Below are 14,644 nucleotides of genomic sequence, written 5' to 3'. Positions count from 1 at the left end.
ATGTCCCGGCCGGTGCCCGGCACCCGCCCTTACAGCCGTCAATCCCAACACCCATTGATGCCTGCCAAGGAATGGAAACTGACATGTTTGAATCCGAAAAACGCACCGAACTGCCTCTTGCCTCGTCGGCTGGAGGGTGCAACTGCTGCTCATCCGAACCCTCCTTCCTGCACGTTGGCACTGGCAACGTCGAGTTCACCGTCGAAGGTTTGACCTGCGGGCACTGTGTGCAGACTGTTGAGAAGGCGGTCTCGGCCCTTGAGGGTGTGGAATCTGCCTCTGTTGAGCTCGTTTCGGGAGGTCGTTCCCGTCTGGTTGTCGGCGGTCACGTCAACGGCGTCGCTGTCCGTGAGGCCGTTACCTCCGCGGGTTACACCTTTATCGGCAACTGAGCCGGTAGTACTCCGCGATTTCCCTGCAGCCAACCGCCGGAATCGGGGCTTCCGGTAACGGGGTCCACTAGCCGCAGAGACGTAACGTCGGCATGCGTGCCCCTATCAGGCCCCGAAGGTTGGCTTCGGCAGCACACGATTCATGCGCCGCTTACCGCCCGTTTGCATGCGTCGGTGCGTGCGTTGCCCGAACGCGGGAAAGGCCGGCTCCCTGCGGGAGCCGACCTTTCCGTACCTGAAGAACTTTAGGTGTTTTGGACGTTGGTTTTGGCGTCGGTGGCGCGGTCTTTGACGTCGGTGACGGCGCCTTGGCCTTCGGCTTTGACGTTCTGGGCGGCGTCGGTGGCGGTGGCTTTGACGTTGTCCATGGCTTCCTGGGCTGGTTCTTTCAGGTCCTGGACCATGTCCTTGGCGGCGTCGGTGACCTGGGTGGCGAGGGGCTCGGCGGCGGTTTTGAGCTGCTGGGCGGCTTCGCGTTCCTTGGTGCTGGCCGGGATCAGGGACGAGATGAGCATCCCGGCGCCGAAGGCGATTAGGCCGGCGGCCAGGGGGTTGCCCTGGGCCTGGGCCTTGACCTGTCCCGGGGCGTGGGAGATCGCGGTTCCGGCGTCACTGAGTTTGGCCGAGACGGTGTCCTTGGCCCCGTGCAGGGATTCGCCGGTGCTGTGCAGGGCGTCCCCGGTGTGGCTGGTGCCGGAGGAGACCTTGTCCTGGACTTGGGTGGTGGTTGAGTCTGCTGCTCCCATGATTTTCTCCTTGACCCCTGACACGGCGCCTTTCACTGATTCTGTGACTTTGTCGGTCTGGCGGTGGACGATGTTGGCGGGGGTGACTTTGTCGGCGACCGCGTCCACGTTGGTGCCCAGGCGTGCGCGGGTGGCTTCTATGTCTTGGCGGATTGCGTCCGGGTTATCGCTCATCGGTTTACCTCACCTGGTTTTAGGGTTGGGGGAATTTCAGAGAGTGTTTCACTGGTCTGCGGGATGCCCTTGATCTGCTTGAGTTCCTTGCGGCCCATCGAGGCCAGGACCGCGGCGATGATGCCCCAGATCACGGCGACGATCACGGCGGCCCAGCCCAGCGGCATCAGGGCGCCCAGGGCGAACATCAGGGCCAGGGAAAGGAACAGCAGGACGAAGTGCCCCGCGACGCCGGCTCCGGCGAGCATGCCGCCGCCCTTGCCGGCCTTCGTGGCGGACTGCTTGGCTTCGGCCTTGGCCAGTTCGAGTTCCTGCCGCATCAGGGTGGACAGATCCCGGGTCACATCACCGAGCAACTCACCCAGGGACGCGTTGTCCGCCTTCACATGCGCCTCACTCGGAGGCGGCTCCGGAATAGAACTACTCACAGGTGGCGTCCTTCCTTCGACTGGTACGGGTCATCCTCAAAGCGCAGGGGCGTGTCTTCCGCGGTACCGGAAGGCAACGATGTTGTGGACACGGGAGTTCCGGTGCCTACAACGGGCTCGTCGTACAGGTCAGTGTCACTTCCTGCAGCGAACGCCGTCTCCTGCCGGAGGGGTGCCATCGGGGCGGCCACCGGCCGCTGGGCCGGGGAGGACTGCACGGAGCCCTGTGAACCCATGGTGCCTGCGGTGAGGCCGCGGGTCAGGCGGCCTGCGAGGACGCCGGCGCCTGCGGCAAGCAGGAGGAAGGTGCCGGGCTTGTTGCGGGCGAACTTCTGAACTTCGCCGAGCAGGTCGCCTGGCTGCTTGTTTTCAAGCCAGGAAGCTACCGACTCGCTGCGCTGGGCAGCCTGCCGGACGAGGTCACTGGCCATGCCCTGCTGGTCCGGGGCGTCAGCCATGCTCTGCAGCTGGGCGGAAATGGTGCGGATGCCTTCGGCTGCCTTCTGCTGCTGCGTTCCGGCTTGGCTGCTGAACCCCGACTTCGCCTGGGACAGCAAACCCTGCGCGCTGGACTTCGCCTCGGAAGCAACGTTGGCCACTTCTTCCTTCGCCGTCTGCGCCACATTCTGCGCGGAGCCCTTCGCCGTGCGGGCTACATCTGCTGCTTCTTCCTTCGCTGCTTCCTTGCGGGACGTCCCGGAGGCGTCACCGGTGGAGGTCTCGCCATATTGGGGGGTGGCGGCGGACGGGAAAGTGCTCGCGGTTCGCTCGCCCGGAGTTCCTGTGGAGGCCGGCGGAGCCGTGTAAGCGGGATCCTCGGGCCATTGGTTCTCTGTCATCTTCGCTCTCTCTTTCCAAGAAGGCCGGTTGTTGATCAAGAACCAGCGATACTGGCCGTAAAATAATAAGCATGATTACTAATAAAAGGTAAGTACCCTTGCTAAGGGAGTTACTAACAGTTCCAAAAATGTCAGCCGGAATGGCTTTCGCCGGCCCGGTCACGTCGAAGTGAAAGTGGTGGGAAATTTGGAAATAGCTCCGTGGGTCTGGGTGGTAATTGCCGTAGTTGTGGTGGTGCTGATTGTGCTGCTGCTGCTCGCGACAGGACGGCGCCGGAAGGCGATTCAGCAAAAGCGGGACGATGCGAACCGCGAGAAGGCCGCGGAAATCCGGCGGGAGGCCGAGAACAGGGAACTCGACGCCCGGGAACGGGAAGCGAAGGCGGCACGCGCCAGGGCGGACGCAGAGCAGGCCCAAATCGAAGCCGCGCGCTTGAGCCAGCATGCCGACCAGCAGGCCACCGAGGCCAAAACGCTCCGCGATGACGTGGGCGAAAGGACACGGAAAGCCGACGAGCTTGACCCTGACGTCAAGGGAGACCGGGACGACGCCAGCCGCGGCAACACCAATCGCCCCAATGCGGCCAGGGACGCTGCTGATACTGCCCGCGGACCGGGAGGCCGTGACAACGCCCGCGAGGACCGCCCCAACGATGGTGCCAGCCCTGGCCAGGGCGGCTCCCACCTGGATCGCGACAATCCGCGCTCAGGCATCTAGCGCCGTTAGCTGCGCGGTATCCACGCCAGGGGCGGGGCGGCGCCTAGCTCTTAGGTGAAGTGCCGTGCCTCGGTTTCAGCGCGGGGGAGGGATTAACTCCTTCCCCCGTTCCTATGCCGAACAGCACGTCAAGAACTGCCTCTACCGATGAAGTCTTCGCTTCCCAGCCCAGGATCCGGCGGGCCCGTCCGGTGTCCATTACTGGTACCCCCGCCGCCATCTCGACCCAGCCGGAGTCGGTGGGTATCAGCCGGAGCCGCCAGGCGAGGCCCACAGCCTTGTGGAGCAGGCCCATGGGGATGGGGAGGATTCTTTGAGCCCGCACAATCCGGCCAAGTTCCTGTGGTGTGAGTACCGGCTCCGCTGCAATATTAAAAGGCCCGGAAGCACGCTGATCGATGACCCGCCAGTAGGCTTCAGCCACGTCGTCCGCGTGAACTGCCTGGAAAATCAGGTTGTCCGGAGCGGGCAGCAGTGGAAGCCAAGGCCTTTTTGGCAGGAGCCGGGAGATGAGGGGGCCGAGGAAATACCTGCCGATCTCGCTTCCGGCATCCCGCTGGAAGATGAGCCCGGGGCGAAGCCTTGCGACGGCGATGCCCGGCTCAGCCGCCGCAAACTCGTCCAGGAGCTTTTCCTGCGCTGCCTTGTGCCGGCTGTAATGCGAGCCCGCCATACCCTGCGCAGGCCAGGACTCATCCGAGCGCCGATCCTTGGGGGCTTTGCTGTAGGCGCCGATTGATGAGGCACAGACAACCTGTTTAACGCCGGCGTTCCGCGCGGCCTCCAGGACATTCGCTGTTCCAGTGACGTTGGTCCGGTAGAGCTGATCCAGGTCCCGGTTCGGTTGAATCTGCCACGCCAGATGGACCACGGAATCCACTCCTGCAAGAGCCGATTCCAGCTTGGGGCGGTCGCGCTCAAGCCCCACATCCAGCGTGTGCCACTCCACTCCCTCGTAGGGCGGCCGGGATGTGTCCGGCAGCCGCCGGCTGATCCCGGTCAGTTGCAGGCTTTCCGGCTTCCTGGACAGCTGGCCCTGCAGGTTCCGCAGCAGTGCTGTTCCTGCGTTTCCGCTGGCTCCAATAACGGCGATTCGCATGGCAAAGACTCCTTGGCAGGGGGCGTGCGTTCGTCTTACATGCCGAGCCTAATGCCGCGAAGGATTGTTTTATAAGCAACCTTATGATTTCCTATGGCTAAGTCTTGCCGCAGGCTTTCGGAACCAGACCGAGGGAACCAACGACAATGCCCCAATCTTTCGCCGCGCCCGCCCTGGACGTTACGCCTGTCCACGAGCCGTGCCCGGAACCACCGAGGGCCAACCGTTCCGCCGCCAAGGCGGGCCGGTTGCGTGAGACCTTCGAAAACGACCTGGTCCTGAGCTACCTGGACCTTGCTGAGGCCCTGGCTGCCCGCTTCGAAGCCCGGGGGCGGGAGCGGGCCGACCTGAATCAGGTGGCCTACCTCGGCCTGGTCAAGGCCGCCCGCGGTTTCGACCAGACCAAAGGGGAGAGCTTTCCCGCCTACGCTGCTCCAACCATCGCCGGCGAGTTGAAACGCTACCTGCGTGACCGCACATGGGTGGTCCGGCCGCCCCGGCACATCCAGGACCTTCGCACCCGGATGTTCCGGGTGGAACCGGAGCTGGTGCAGTCCCTGGGCCGGAACCCGAGCGTGGCCGAGCTGGCTACGGAGCTGGGGGCGGATGCCGCCGAGGTGCAGGAAGCCATCTCAGCGTCAAGCAGTATGCATCCGGACTCGCTGGACGCGGCGAACGTCCACAGTGACGCTCCCTCGATTGGCGATCTGCTCGCTTGCCCTGAGACGCCCCTGGAGCGGCTTGAGGACCTTGCCTGCCTGCGGGAGGCCATGCAGGACCTGGATGCCGCGGACAGGGAACTGCTCTACCGCCGCTATTTCTGTGAGGAGACCCAGGTTCAGTTGGGGAAGCGGCTGGGGATGTCGCAGATGCAGGTTTCCCGCCGGCTGGCCCGGGTCCTCGTTGAACTCCAGCGCACGCTCCTAAGCAGCACCCATGGAGACGGCGCCAGTGACGAGCAGGAGCGCCCCACCGGCTCCACGGCTTCTGTAGGCCCTGCCCGCCGTACCTCCGGCACCGCAGCGTCCAGCAGCAAGATTCCTGCCCGCCGGAGCGGCACGCGGGCCGGGAGCAGGTAAGCCTGCCAAACCATTCCCGGGCCCCAGGAGCAGTCTCCGAAGAGGGCGGGGGCAGCATCAGCAGACCTATCTTGCCTGTTCAAACCACTGACGGATCACCAACCGAAAGGCGAGAAAAGCAGCAGCCCCTGTTTAGGAGCAGCAGCAGTGGGGAACAGGGAGGATATGGGAAGCTCCGTATCCTCCAAGTTCCGCGCTGTCCTGTTCGACCGGGACGGGACCCTGGTGGTCGACGTGCCCTACAACGGCGACCCCGGCCTGGTCACGCCAATGCCCGGCGCCAAGGCTGTTCTGGACGCACTTCGCGCCGACGGGATAGCAACCGGAGTCATCAGCAACCAGTCGGGAATTGCCCGCGGCCTGATCACCGCAGCCAACGTTGCGGATGTCAACGCCCGGGTGGAAGAGCTCCTGGGCCCCTTCGACGTGTGGGAGGTGTGCCCACACTCCGAACAGGACGGCTGTGATTGCCGCAAGCCCGCGCCGGGGATGGTGCACAGGGCGTGCCGCAAACTTGGCATCCAGGAATCGGAGGCGGCGCTGATCGGCGACATTGGGGCTGACGTCCATGCCGCCGAAGCGGCCGGAGCAACCGGTGTCCTGGTGCCAACGCCGGTGACAAGGGCCGAGGAAGTGGCAGAGTCCCGGCTGGTGGCCCGGAACCTGGCCGAGGCCGTCTCGCTGCTAGCGGAGCGGCCCTGATGGGCCGCGTGCTGGTGGCACGCCTGGACAGCATGGGCGACGTTCTCCTGGCAGGACCCGCCGTGCGGGCCGTGGCAAACGGACGGTTCCCGGACGGCAGCCGGCCAAACCACGTGGTGATGCTCTGCGGCAGGCAGGGCGAGGCAGCGGCGGGTATGTTGCCCGGTGCCGCCGAGGTCTACAGCTGGGACAGCCCCTGGATCATGAATCCTGCGCCCAGGATGACCGGCCCGCACGCGGACAGGCTGATCGACTATGTCCGGAACTCCAGGATCACCGAAGCAGTCATCCTCACCTCCTTCCACCAGTCGCCCCTGCCGCTCGCCCTGCTTCTCCGGCTCGCCGGTGTTGAACGAATCACCGGGGCCTCCACTGATTACGCGGGCTCCTTGCTGGATGTCCGGCTCAAGCCGGGTGAAGACTTCCCTGAGGACCAGCCCGAGGCCGAACGCGCGCTGGGCATCGCCGAGGCGGGAGGATTCCGGCTTCCCGCAGGCGACGACGGAAAACTCCGCCTGACATCAGTCCCCAATGTCCGCGACCTGGTGGGTGAGGAACCCTACGTGGTGGTCCACCCCGGGGCCGCCGTCCCCGCCAGGGCCTGGCCGCCGCTGCACCACGCGGCCGCCGTCGAACTTCTCCAGGGCGCAGGTCACCGCGTCGTGGTGACCGGCGGCCCCGGCGAAACATCCCTGACCGCCACCGTCGCCGGGCCATCCGCACTTGACCTCGGTGGGCGCACGGACCTCCACACCCTCGCTGGAGTCCTGGCGGGCGCCGACGCCGTGGTGACGGGCAACACCGGCCCAGCGCACCTCGCCGCAGCAGTGGGTACACCCGTTGCGTGCCTCTTTTCGCCGGTGGTGCCGGCTGTCCGGTGGGCACCCTACGGGGTGCCGCTGGAACTGCTCGGCGACCAAAACGCGGCCTGCCGGATGACCCGGGCCCGTGTCTGCCCCGTTCCCGGCCACCCCTGCCTTGACTCCGTTTCACCCGAGGAAGTGGTGGCTGCCGTAGAACGCCTGATCGGCGGAGTCAGCTCCTTCAGCACCCACGTCAGTACCCGTAGAAAGGCCCGCAACAGATGAGAATCCTGCTCTGGCACGTCCACGGTTCCTGGACGGACGCGTTTGTCCGCGGCCGTCATGAGTACCTCCTTCCCGTCCTGCCGGAAGGTGGTGCCTGGGGGCTTGGCCGTGCCGGCAGGGACTGGCCGGCATCAGTGCGGGAGGTGGACCTGGCGGCGCTGGACGCCGACGCCGTTGACGCCGTCGTTCTTCAACGCCCCGAGGAAATCGACGAAGTTGCCCGTCTGCTGGGCCGGAGGCCCGGCGTTGACCTGCCTGCCGTGTATCTTGAGCACAACACCCCCAAGGGCGACTTCCCTTTCACGCCGCATCCGCTCGCGGACCAGCACAGCATCCCCCTGGTACACGTCACCCATTTCAACAAGCTGGCATGGGACAACGGGTCAGCCCGCACCCTGGTGATCGAACACGGAATCCCGGACCCCGGGAAGCTCTATACAGGGGAGCTGCCGGAGTTGGGCGTGGTGGTGAACGAGCCCATCCGCCGCGGCCGTGTCACCGGGACTGACCTGCTGCCCGCCTTCGCAACCGTGGCGCCGCTGCAGGTCTTCGGTATGAAGACCGATGGCCTGGCTGCCGCCGCCGGGATCGATGAGTCCCGGCTGACAGCCCGCGGCGACCTCCAGACCCGGGAACTGCACCGTGAACTGGCCCGCTGCCGTGTCTATGTGCATCCCATGCGCTGGACTTCCCTGGGCCTGTCCCTCCTGGAGGCCATGCACCTGGGGATGCCGGTAGTCGCCCTGGCAACCACCGAAGCGCCGCGGGCAGTGCCGCCGGAGGCCGGCGCCGTTTCTGCCGATATCGATGAGCTGCTCCGCTCTGCGCGGCAGCTGGTCAACAATCCGGATGAAGCCCGACGGCGGGGCGTTGCCGCCCGCGAGGCGGCACTGGAACGCTACAGCCTGGGCAGGTTTCAGGACCGCTGGGATGAGCTCCTGGCGGACCTGGGCGGCCGGCTCCGGCACTCCGATAACGAACGCCTGGACAGGAAGATCCTTGTTCCGGCGGGAGAGAGGAAGACCCCATGAAAATCTCCATGATTTCCGAGCACGCCAGTCCACTGGCGGCGTTGGGCGGGGTGGACGCCGGCGGGCAGAACGTGCACGTTGCCGCACTGTCTGAAGCCCTTGCCAAGCGGGGGCACGACGTGACTGTCTACACCCGCAGGGATGCAACGGAGCTTCCGGCAAGGGTCCGCGTGGGGCGCCGCCTGGAGGTGGTCCACGTGGACGCCGGCCCGGCGCGCCATGTTCCCAAGGACGAACTGCTGCCCTACATGGGGGAACTTGCCGAGGGCGTGGCCAAGGACTGGGGCCATCGGCCGCCCGATGTGGTCCACGGGCACTTCTGGATGTCCGGCGTCGCAGCCCTGGACGCCGCCCGGCGGCCGGAGCAGGGCTACCGGGTGCCCGTCATCCAGACCTTCCACGCACTGGGCACCGTCAAGCGGCGGCACCAGGGCGCAGAGGACACCAGTCCGCCGGAGCGGCGCTGGCTCGAGCCCGGCGTTGGACGCTCAGCGGACCGGATCGTCGCCACCTGCTCCGATGAGGTCTTCGAGCTCAAGGCCATGGGAATCAACACGGGAAAGATCTCCATCGCCCCCTGCGGTGTGGACCTCGGCTTCTTTTCCGCTGACGGTCCCGTCGCCGCCAGGAAGCGCACCCACCGTATTCTCTCCGTTGGCCGCCTGGTGCCGCGCAAGGGAGTGGACCTGGTGATCCGGGCGCTCCCGTACCTTCGCGAGGCGGGTTTTGAGGACGTCGAACTGCTCATTGTGGGTGGCGGCGGAGACTCCGGCGCCCTCCATGCCGATCCTGAAGTGCGCCGCCTGTTGGACCTGGCAGCCGAATTGGGCATAGCGGACCAGGTGACCCTGCAGGGCCAGGTGTCCCGTGGCGAGATGCCCGGGATTTTCCGCAGCGCCGACGCCGTGGTGTGCGCGCCCTGGTACGAACCGTTTGGCATTGTCCCGCTGGAGGCCATGGCCTGCGGTGTCCCTGTTGTCGCTGCGGCAGTGGGTGGCCTGCGGGACACTGTGGTGGACCACGGAACGGGCCTGCACGTGCCGCCGCGGGACCCCGAAGCTATCGCATCGGCGCTCGCCCTGCTGCTTGAGAACCCCAGCCTGCGGGCGGAGCTTGGCAGCGCGGGGAAGAAGCGTGCCCGGACGCGGTATTCCTGGGACCGCGTGGCGGCCGAAACCGAAAAGGCTTATCAACTGGCGGCGGCCGGCGCTGCCGCCGGTATTGTCCCGATGGAAGGAGCGGTGCTGTGACGGCGGAATCGTCCCTGCGTGAGGCTGACCTGCAAACTTTGGCAACGCCTGCCGCCTTGCCCGCGGTACTGCCGGGTGCCCCTTTTGTGGACCCCGACAGTGTGGATGCGGTCCGTATCCACTTGGACAATGTGGTGCCGGCGCTCGAATCACTGCGGAGCCAGTCCGGCCGGCTTGCGGCCTGGGGTGTGGAACTGGCCCAGCGCCTGCTCCGCGGCCAGCGGCTGCTTGCAGCCGGCAACGGCGGTTCGGCAGCGGAGGCCCAGCACCTCACTGCGGAGCTGGTGGGCAGGTTCGACGGCGAGCGGGTTCCGTTTTCTGCCATTTCCCTGCACGCAGAGTCATCAGCGGTGACGGCCATCGCCAACGACTACGGCTACGACGACGTCTTCGCCCGCCAGGTGCGGGCGCATGGCCGGTCCGGGGACGTGCTGATATTGCTCTCCACCAGTGGCAAAAGCCCCAACCTGCTGCGGGCCGCCGAGGTCGCCTCCCGCCTGAACGTGACCACCTGGGCGCTCACGGGAGCCGGCCCCAATCCGTTGGCCGAGGCCTGCGACCAGGCCGTGATGATTGACGCCTTCAACGCCAACGCCCAGGAGGGCCACCTGATCGCCCTGCACGCGATCTGCCGCGCCTTCGACCTGGAAGTGGCCAGGCACAGCTCAACGGAGGGGCAGGGCCAGCACAACCACGGTCAGCACAAGTACGGCCTGCAAAACCACGGACTGCAGAAGCGGGGTGGCGGGGTATGAGGATCGTCGTCGTGGGCGATGTGATGCTGGACGTGGATCTGTCCGGCGAGGCCACGCGGCTGAGCCCGGACGCACCCGTGCCGGTGGTGGATGTTTCCTGTGTCAGGCGCCGTGCCGGGGGAGCAGGGCTGGTGGCCAGGATGCTGGCCGGGGACAACTGGCCCGTCACGCTGGTGACCGTCCTGGGCGACGACGACGCCGGCCGGCAGCTTGAAGCCCACCTCGCGGGAGTGCGGCTGGTGGCAGGTCCGAGCGGCCACGCCTCGCCGGTCAAGACCCGCGTGCGGGCCGGATCGCATCCTGTGGTCCGGTTTGACCAGGGCTGCGAGAGGGCTCCCGTGCCCGACGTCAGTCCTGCCATGCTCCGCGAGGTGGAGAAGGCGGGCGTGATCATCGTTGCCGATTACGGGCGGGGGCTGGCGGCCAACCCGCAGCTCCGGGAGCTCCTGGCCCGGCTTGCCGGGCACGTGCCGATCGTATGGGACCCGCATCCTGCGGGGCCGGATCCGGTGCCGGGAGTCGCCGTCGTCACGCCCAACCTGTCCGAGGCCCAAAAGGCTCTGCAGTCGCGCGGCCGGAAAGAAAACCGCGCCCCGCAGGATGGCGGGTCATGGGACGGCGGGAAGTACGCTGCACGGGATGCTGGTGTCTGGGACGTTGCTGCCGGGGATCCGGCCGCCGAGGCTGGCGCGGTCCTGCTGGAAGAATGGGGCAGCCGTGCTGTCCTGGTCACGAAGGGTGAACAGGGCGCCGTCCTGTGCCGGCGTGACCTTAGCCCCCAGCCTGTTCCCGCGCCCCGGGTGGAAGCCGGTGATCCCTGTGGTGCCGGTGACCGGCTCGCAGCGAGCCTCGCCGTGCACCTGCTGGCCGGCCGCGACCTCGTCGAAGCCGCGGAACTGGCCGTCCATGACGCCGCAGATTTCCTCGCCAACGGCGGGGTGTCCGCCCTTCCCGATAACGGCGGGGAGCCCACGCAGCCAAAGCCTCGGGTGAACGACCCCCTGCTGCTGGCCCGCGCCGTGCGGGAAAACGGCGGGAAGGTAGTGGCCACCGGTGGTTGCTTCGACCTGCTGCACGCCGGGCATGTCAGGTCACTGGCCGCTGCCCGTGAGCTGGGGGATTGCTTGATCGTCTGCCTGAACTCTGACGACTCCGTGCGGCGGTTGAAGGGTCCGGAGCGTCCCATCATCGGCCAGCACGACCGGGCCGAACTGCTCCTGGCCATGGAATGCGTGGACGCCGTGATGGTCTTCGACGAAGACACGCCGGAGGCAGCCCTCGAACGCCTTCGCCCCGACATCTGGGTCAAGGGCGGCGACTACAAGGGTGCCAGCCTGCCCGAGGCCGGCCTGGTGGAGAGCTGGGGCGGCCGTTGCCTTACGGTGCCGTACCACCCCGCCCGTTCCACCACCGGCCTGGCGGATGCCCTCGCCAAGGTCAGCTGACCGGCTGGGCTGATCTGGGTGGGCTGCGCGGCCCGGGTCAGTCTCCGCCAACCTAAGTTTTGTATTCCCCATTGAAAGGAACACCATGACTGCAGAATCAAAAACACCCGGCCGCGTGCTCGTTACTGGAGGTGCCTCCGGATTGGGGGCCGCCGTCGTCGATGCCGTCCTCAAGGCAGGCGGCACTCCGGTGGTTTTGGACCGCGATATCAGCAACGTGTCAGCCGTGAAGGCCTTTGAAGTGGACGTCTCGGACCGGCAGGCCGTGGAGGCCGCTGTCCGCGAAGCCGCCGAATCCCTTGGTGGACTCGAAGCAGTGGTCACGGCCGCTGGAATCGACCGCTGCGGCAAGCTCGCCGACGTCGAGGCCAATGAGTGGGAGAAGGTCATCGGCGTGAACCTGATGGGCACCGTATCCGTGGTGCGCGCAGCACTGCCCTACCTCAAGTCCTCGCATGGCAGGGTAGTAACCATCGCTTCCACCCTGGGCAAGCGCGCCGTGGCCGACGCCACCGCATACTGCGCATCCAAGTTCGGGGTGGTGGGATTCAGCCATGCGCTCGCTGCTGAGACCGGCGGGGAGATCGGTGTAACCACCATGATTCCCGGCGGAATGAAGACGCGCTTCTTCGACGACCGCACCGAGCAGTACAAGCCCCAGGACGATTCGCGGCTCAACGACCCCAACAACGTGGCCCAGGCCATCCTCTTCGCCCTGTCCCAGCCAACCGGATGCGAGGTCCGCGAGATGCTGATCTGCCACGAGGAAGAGGGCTCCTGGCCCTAAACCGCACATACGACCAGGCCGGAATTCGACGGGAGGAATCTCATGCCCACCATTGCAACAGAAACGACTGCACGCCCGGAAGCTGCCGGGAGCAACGGCATCACCATCCGGAACCCACGAACCGGTGACGTCCTTTGGACCGTGCCGGAGGCCGAACCGGAGGCAGTGTCCCATGCAGTAGGGGTGGCCCGGGGCGCTGCGGCGGACTGGGCTTCCACTGCGCCGGCCGAGCGGGGTGCGGCACTTCGTGCTGCTGCAAAGGCGCTTGCTGCGGCAGCCCAGGAGCTCGCGGAATTCAACGCCAGTGAAACGGGGCGGCCGGTGGAGGAATCGCTCGCCGGCATCGGCGCAGGGGTTTCCACGCTGGAACAGTACGCGGAGCTGGGGCCCGTCCACCGCGGCTACAGCCTGCGGGGCAACCGGCTCGCCTCCGATTACACCGTCGCCGAGCCACGCGGGGTGGCCGTACTGCTGACCCCGTGGAACGATCCCGTTGCGGTGGCCTGCGGCCTGATCGGCGCTGCGCTGGCAACAGGCAACACGGTGGTGCACAAGCCAAGCGAGCGGTGCCCGCGGCTGGGTCAGGCTTTGGGTGAAGTTTTGGCACCTGCCTTTCCGCCCGGCGTGTTCCAGACGGTTTCGGGCGGCGCCGGCGTCGGTGCGCTCCTGGCCCAGTCCGACGTGGACGTCATCGCGCATGTGGGCTCGAGTGCTGCCGGCACCCGGATAGCCAGGGCCGGAGCGCTGACGGGTGCCCACGTCATCAGGGAGAACGGCGGCAATGATCCGCTGTTGGTGGACCGCGACGTTGACCCGCTGTGGGCGGCTGAGCAGGCGGCGATTGGTGCTTTCAGCAACAGCGGCCAAATCTGCGTGGCTGTCGAGCGGATCTACGTCCACGAGGACATAGCCGCAGACTTCTGCGCGGCCTTGGAAGCCGAAGCAGCAGTGCGCAACAGCAACGGGACGGTGGCCCCGTTGGTGGACCTGCGGATGCGCGAGGCGGTCCACGCCCAGGTGACCGACGCATTGAGCAAGGGTGCGCACGCCGTCGAAGGAGGCGCCCTTCCGGACGGTCCGGGTTCCTTGTACCCTGCCACGGTGCTGCTGGAATGCACGGACCGGATGCAGGTCATGACGGAGGAAACCTTTGGGCCGGTTGCCCCCGTGCAAGTGGTGAAATCCTTCGACGACGGCCTTCGCTTGGCGTGCAGTGGCAGGTACGGCCTGGCTGCCACCGTCCTCAGCGGCAACATCGCCCACATCCAGCAGGCGGTCGCTGCCCTCCCGGTCGGAACGGTGAAGATCAACGCAGTGTTCGGCGGTGCCCCCGGCGGTGCTGCCCAACCACGCGGCGAGAGCGGCGCGGGTTTTGGTTACGGCCCTGAACTCCTGGACGAGTTCAGCCGGGTCAAGGTGGTGCACATTGCGGCGCCGCCCGCTGCAGCCAGTGAAGCGGCGGCGGCCGCGGAATCCGCAGCTGAGCAGCAGGACGAGTCATGAGTCTGTCACCAGATAGCATGCCCGCCGACCCTGCCGGCAGGCCTGTAGTTATGCCCGCCGAGCTTCCGGTGGAACCTGGCGACGTGGACCTCTCCAGCCAGCGGGCGCTCTCCGAATGGCTGCCAGGGCGTCTGGCCGCAGAGGAACCGGCGGTCCTCGTAATCGGCGACCTGATGCTGGACGGTTGGTGGAGCGGCAGCATCGAACGGCTTTGCCGGGAAGCCCCAGCCCCGGTGGTGGACGTGCAGACCCGGGAGTCCGTTCCCGGCGGAGCCGCCAATACCGCCATGAACCTGGCTGCCCTCGGTGCCCGGGCATCGGTGGCAGGCATCATCGGAACCGACGACGCCGGCGCGGACCTCCGGAGCCAGCTGGTGGCCGCGGGCATCGATGTAACCCACCTGCACAGCCACCCGGACATGGTGACCACCACCAAGATCCGCATCAGCAGCGGCGGGCAGGTGATGCTCCGCATCGACGACTCCGCCAAGGCGGTGCCCGACGAGGCACTGGCCGCGCTGGCTGCTTCCGTGCGGGCCGCCGTCGACCGGCAGGACGCCGTGCTGGTCTGCGATTACGGCAACGGGGTGCTGGCCGATCCGGTCCGG

Annotated in this window: 16 protein-coding genes; 12 read left to right on the top strand and 4 right to left on the bottom strand. The window is 66.7% G+C overall.

What is annotated here, in order from left to right; translation table 11 throughout:
* Positions 1-392 (top strand): heavy-metal-associated domain-containing protein (locus AC5RWX_RS22415; RefSeq protein WP_494098509.1); only part of this gene is annotated, 392 nt, incomplete at its 5' end.
* Between the two features lie 245 nt (positions 393-637).
* Here AC5RWX_RS22415 and AC5RWX_RS22410 read toward each other — a convergent pair.
* The 3 genes from AC5RWX_RS22410 to AC5RWX_RS22400 are packed head-to-tail and all read right to left on the bottom strand — an operon-like array spanning position 638 to position 2,579.
* Positions 638-1,312 (bottom strand): DUF3618 domain-containing protein, encoded by a 675-nt coding sequence (locus tag AC5RWX_RS22410; protein ID WP_494098508.1) that lies wholly within the window; start codon positions 1,310-1,312, stop codon positions 638-640.
* Complete coding sequence (locus tag AC5RWX_RS22405; RefSeq protein ID WP_494098507.1) at positions 1,309-1,740, bottom strand: phage holin family protein; 432 nt, start codon at positions 1,738-1,740, stop codon at positions 1,309-1,311. The genes AC5RWX_RS22410 and AC5RWX_RS22405 overlap by 4 nt, the downstream gene beginning before the upstream one ends.
* Positions 1,737-2,579 carry a hypothetical protein gene (locus AC5RWX_RS22400; RefSeq protein ID WP_494098506.1) on the bottom strand — a complete coding sequence of 281 codons (843 nt, stop codon included), beginning with the start codon at positions 2,577-2,579 and terminating at the stop codon, positions 1,737-1,739. The genes AC5RWX_RS22405 and AC5RWX_RS22400 overlap by 4 nt, the downstream gene beginning before the upstream one ends.
* Before the next feature lie 187 nt (positions 2,580-2,766).
* Here AC5RWX_RS22400 and AC5RWX_RS22395 point away from each other — a divergent pair, with 187 nt between their 5' ends.
* The gene (locus AC5RWX_RS22395; protein WP_494098505.1) at positions 2,767-3,297 is read left to right on the top strand and encodes a hypothetical protein; all 531 of its coding nucleotides are present in this window, start codon (positions 2,767-2,769) and stop codon (positions 3,295-3,297) included.
* Between the two features lie 43 nt (positions 3,298-3,340).
* Here the strand turns inward: AC5RWX_RS22395 and AC5RWX_RS22390 are convergent, their stop codons facing one another.
* Positions 3,341-4,396 (bottom strand): NAD-dependent epimerase/dehydratase family protein, encoded by a 1,056-nt coding sequence (locus AC5RWX_RS22390; RefSeq protein WP_494098504.1) that lies wholly within the window; start codon positions 4,394-4,396, stop codon positions 3,341-3,343.
* Between the two features lie 146 nt (positions 4,397-4,542).
* On the opposite strand from AC5RWX_RS22390, the gene AC5RWX_RS22385 reads away from it, so the two are divergent.
* From AC5RWX_RS22385 to AC5RWX_RS22340, 10 genes are all read left to right on the top strand, one after another.
* The gene (locus tag AC5RWX_RS22385) at positions 4,543-5,475 is read left to right on the top strand and encodes a sigma-70 family RNA polymerase sigma factor (RefSeq protein ID WP_494098503.1); all 933 of its coding nucleotides are present in this window, start codon (positions 4,543-4,545) and stop codon (positions 5,473-5,475) included.
* A gap of 165 nt (positions 5,476-5,640) precedes the next feature.
* The gene (locus tag AC5RWX_RS22380; protein WP_494098502.1) at positions 5,641-6,177 is read left to right on the top strand and encodes a D-glycero-alpha-D-manno-heptose-1,7-bisphosphate 7-phosphatase; all 537 of its coding nucleotides are present in this window, start codon (positions 5,641-5,643) and stop codon (positions 6,175-6,177) included.
* Complete coding sequence (locus tag AC5RWX_RS22375; RefSeq protein WP_494098501.1) at positions 6,177-7,265, top strand: glycosyltransferase family 9 protein; 1,089 nt, start codon at positions 6,177-6,179, stop codon at positions 7,263-7,265. The genes AC5RWX_RS22380 and AC5RWX_RS22375 overlap by 1 nt, the downstream gene beginning before the upstream one ends.
* Complete coding sequence (locus AC5RWX_RS22370) at positions 7,262-8,296, top strand: glycosyltransferase (protein WP_494098500.1); 1,035 nt, start codon at positions 7,262-7,264, stop codon at positions 8,294-8,296. Before AC5RWX_RS22375 ends, AC5RWX_RS22370 begins: the two co-directional genes overlap by 4 nt.
* Positions 8,293-9,546: a glycosyltransferase gene (locus AC5RWX_RS22365; RefSeq protein WP_494098499.1), complete on the top strand. Its 1,254-nt coding sequence runs from the start codon at positions 8,293-8,295 to the stop codon at positions 9,544-9,546. The genes AC5RWX_RS22370 and AC5RWX_RS22365 overlap by 4 nt, the downstream gene beginning before the upstream one ends.
* A complete protein-coding gene (locus AC5RWX_RS22360; protein WP_494098498.1) occupies positions 9,543-10,301 on the top strand; it encodes a D-sedoheptulose-7-phosphate isomerase in 759 nt (252 codons plus the stop codon). Before AC5RWX_RS22365 ends, AC5RWX_RS22360 begins: the two co-directional genes overlap by 4 nt.
* Positions 10,298-11,746 (top strand): PfkB family carbohydrate kinase, encoded by a 1,449-nt coding sequence (locus tag AC5RWX_RS22355; RefSeq protein ID WP_494098497.1) that lies wholly within the window; start codon positions 10,298-10,300, stop codon positions 11,744-11,746. The genes AC5RWX_RS22360 and AC5RWX_RS22355 overlap by 4 nt, the downstream gene beginning before the upstream one ends.
* An 85-nt stretch (positions 11,747-11,831) precedes the next feature.
* The gene (locus AC5RWX_RS22350) at positions 11,832-12,533 is read left to right on the top strand and encodes an SDR family oxidoreductase (RefSeq protein WP_494098496.1); all 702 of its coding nucleotides are present in this window, start codon (positions 11,832-11,834) and stop codon (positions 12,531-12,533) included.
* A gap of 42 nt (positions 12,534-12,575) precedes the next feature.
* Positions 12,576-14,036: an aldehyde dehydrogenase family protein gene (locus tag AC5RWX_RS22345; RefSeq protein ID WP_494098495.1), complete on the top strand. Its 1,461-nt coding sequence runs from the start codon at positions 12,576-12,578 to the stop codon at positions 14,034-14,036.
* A 50-nt stretch (positions 14,037-14,086) separates the two neighbouring features.
* Positions 14,087-14,644 (top strand): bifunctional heptose 7-phosphate kinase/heptose 1-phosphate adenyltransferase (locus AC5RWX_RS22340; RefSeq protein ID WP_494098510.1); only part of this gene is annotated, 558 nt, incomplete at its 3' end.

The organism is Arthrobacter sp. SPT-J7 (genome assembly GCF_059089965.1).
This window is presented reverse-complemented; position numbering and strand designations above follow the sequence as displayed.

Excerpts from the sequence above, each read along its gene's own strand:
- AC5RWX_RS22410 (WP_494098508.1), bottom strand. The coding sequence starts at position 1,312 with ATGAGCGATAACCCGGACGCAATCCGCCAAGACATAGAAGCCACCCGC.
- AC5RWX_RS22400 (WP_494098506.1), bottom strand. The coding sequence starts at position 2,579 with ATGACAGAGAACCAATGGCCCGAGGATCCCGCTTACACGGCTCCGCCG.
- AC5RWX_RS22390 (WP_494098504.1), bottom strand. The coding sequence starts at position 4,396 with ATGCGAATCGCCGTTATTGGAGCCAGCGGAAACGCAGGAACAGCACTG.
- AC5RWX_RS22385 (WP_494098503.1), top strand. The coding sequence starts at position 4,543 with ATGCCCCAATCTTTCGCCGCGCCCGCCCTGGACGTTACGCCTGTCCAC.
- AC5RWX_RS22380 (WP_494098502.1), top strand. The coding sequence starts at position 5,641 with ATGGGAAGCTCCGTATCCTCCAAGTTCCGCGCTGTCCTGTTCGACCGG.
- AC5RWX_RS22375 (WP_494098501.1), top strand. The coding sequence starts at position 6,177 with ATGGGCCGCGTGCTGGTGGCACGCCTGGACAGCATGGGCGACGTTCTC.
- AC5RWX_RS22370 (WP_494098500.1), top strand. The coding sequence starts at position 7,262 with ATGAGAATCCTGCTCTGGCACGTCCACGGTTCCTGGACGGACGCGTTT.
- AC5RWX_RS22365 (WP_494098499.1), top strand. The coding sequence starts at position 8,293 with ATGAAAATCTCCATGATTTCCGAGCACGCCAGTCCACTGGCGGCGTTG.
- AC5RWX_RS22355 (WP_494098497.1), top strand. The coding sequence starts at position 10,298 with ATGAGGATCGTCGTCGTGGGCGATGTGATGCTGGACGTGGATCTGTCC.
- AC5RWX_RS22350 (WP_494098496.1), top strand. The coding sequence starts at position 11,832 with ATGACTGCAGAATCAAAAACACCCGGCCGCGTGCTCGTTACTGGAGGT.
- AC5RWX_RS22345 (WP_494098495.1), top strand. The coding sequence starts at position 12,576 with ATGCCCACCATTGCAACAGAAACGACTGCACGCCCGGAAGCTGCCGGG.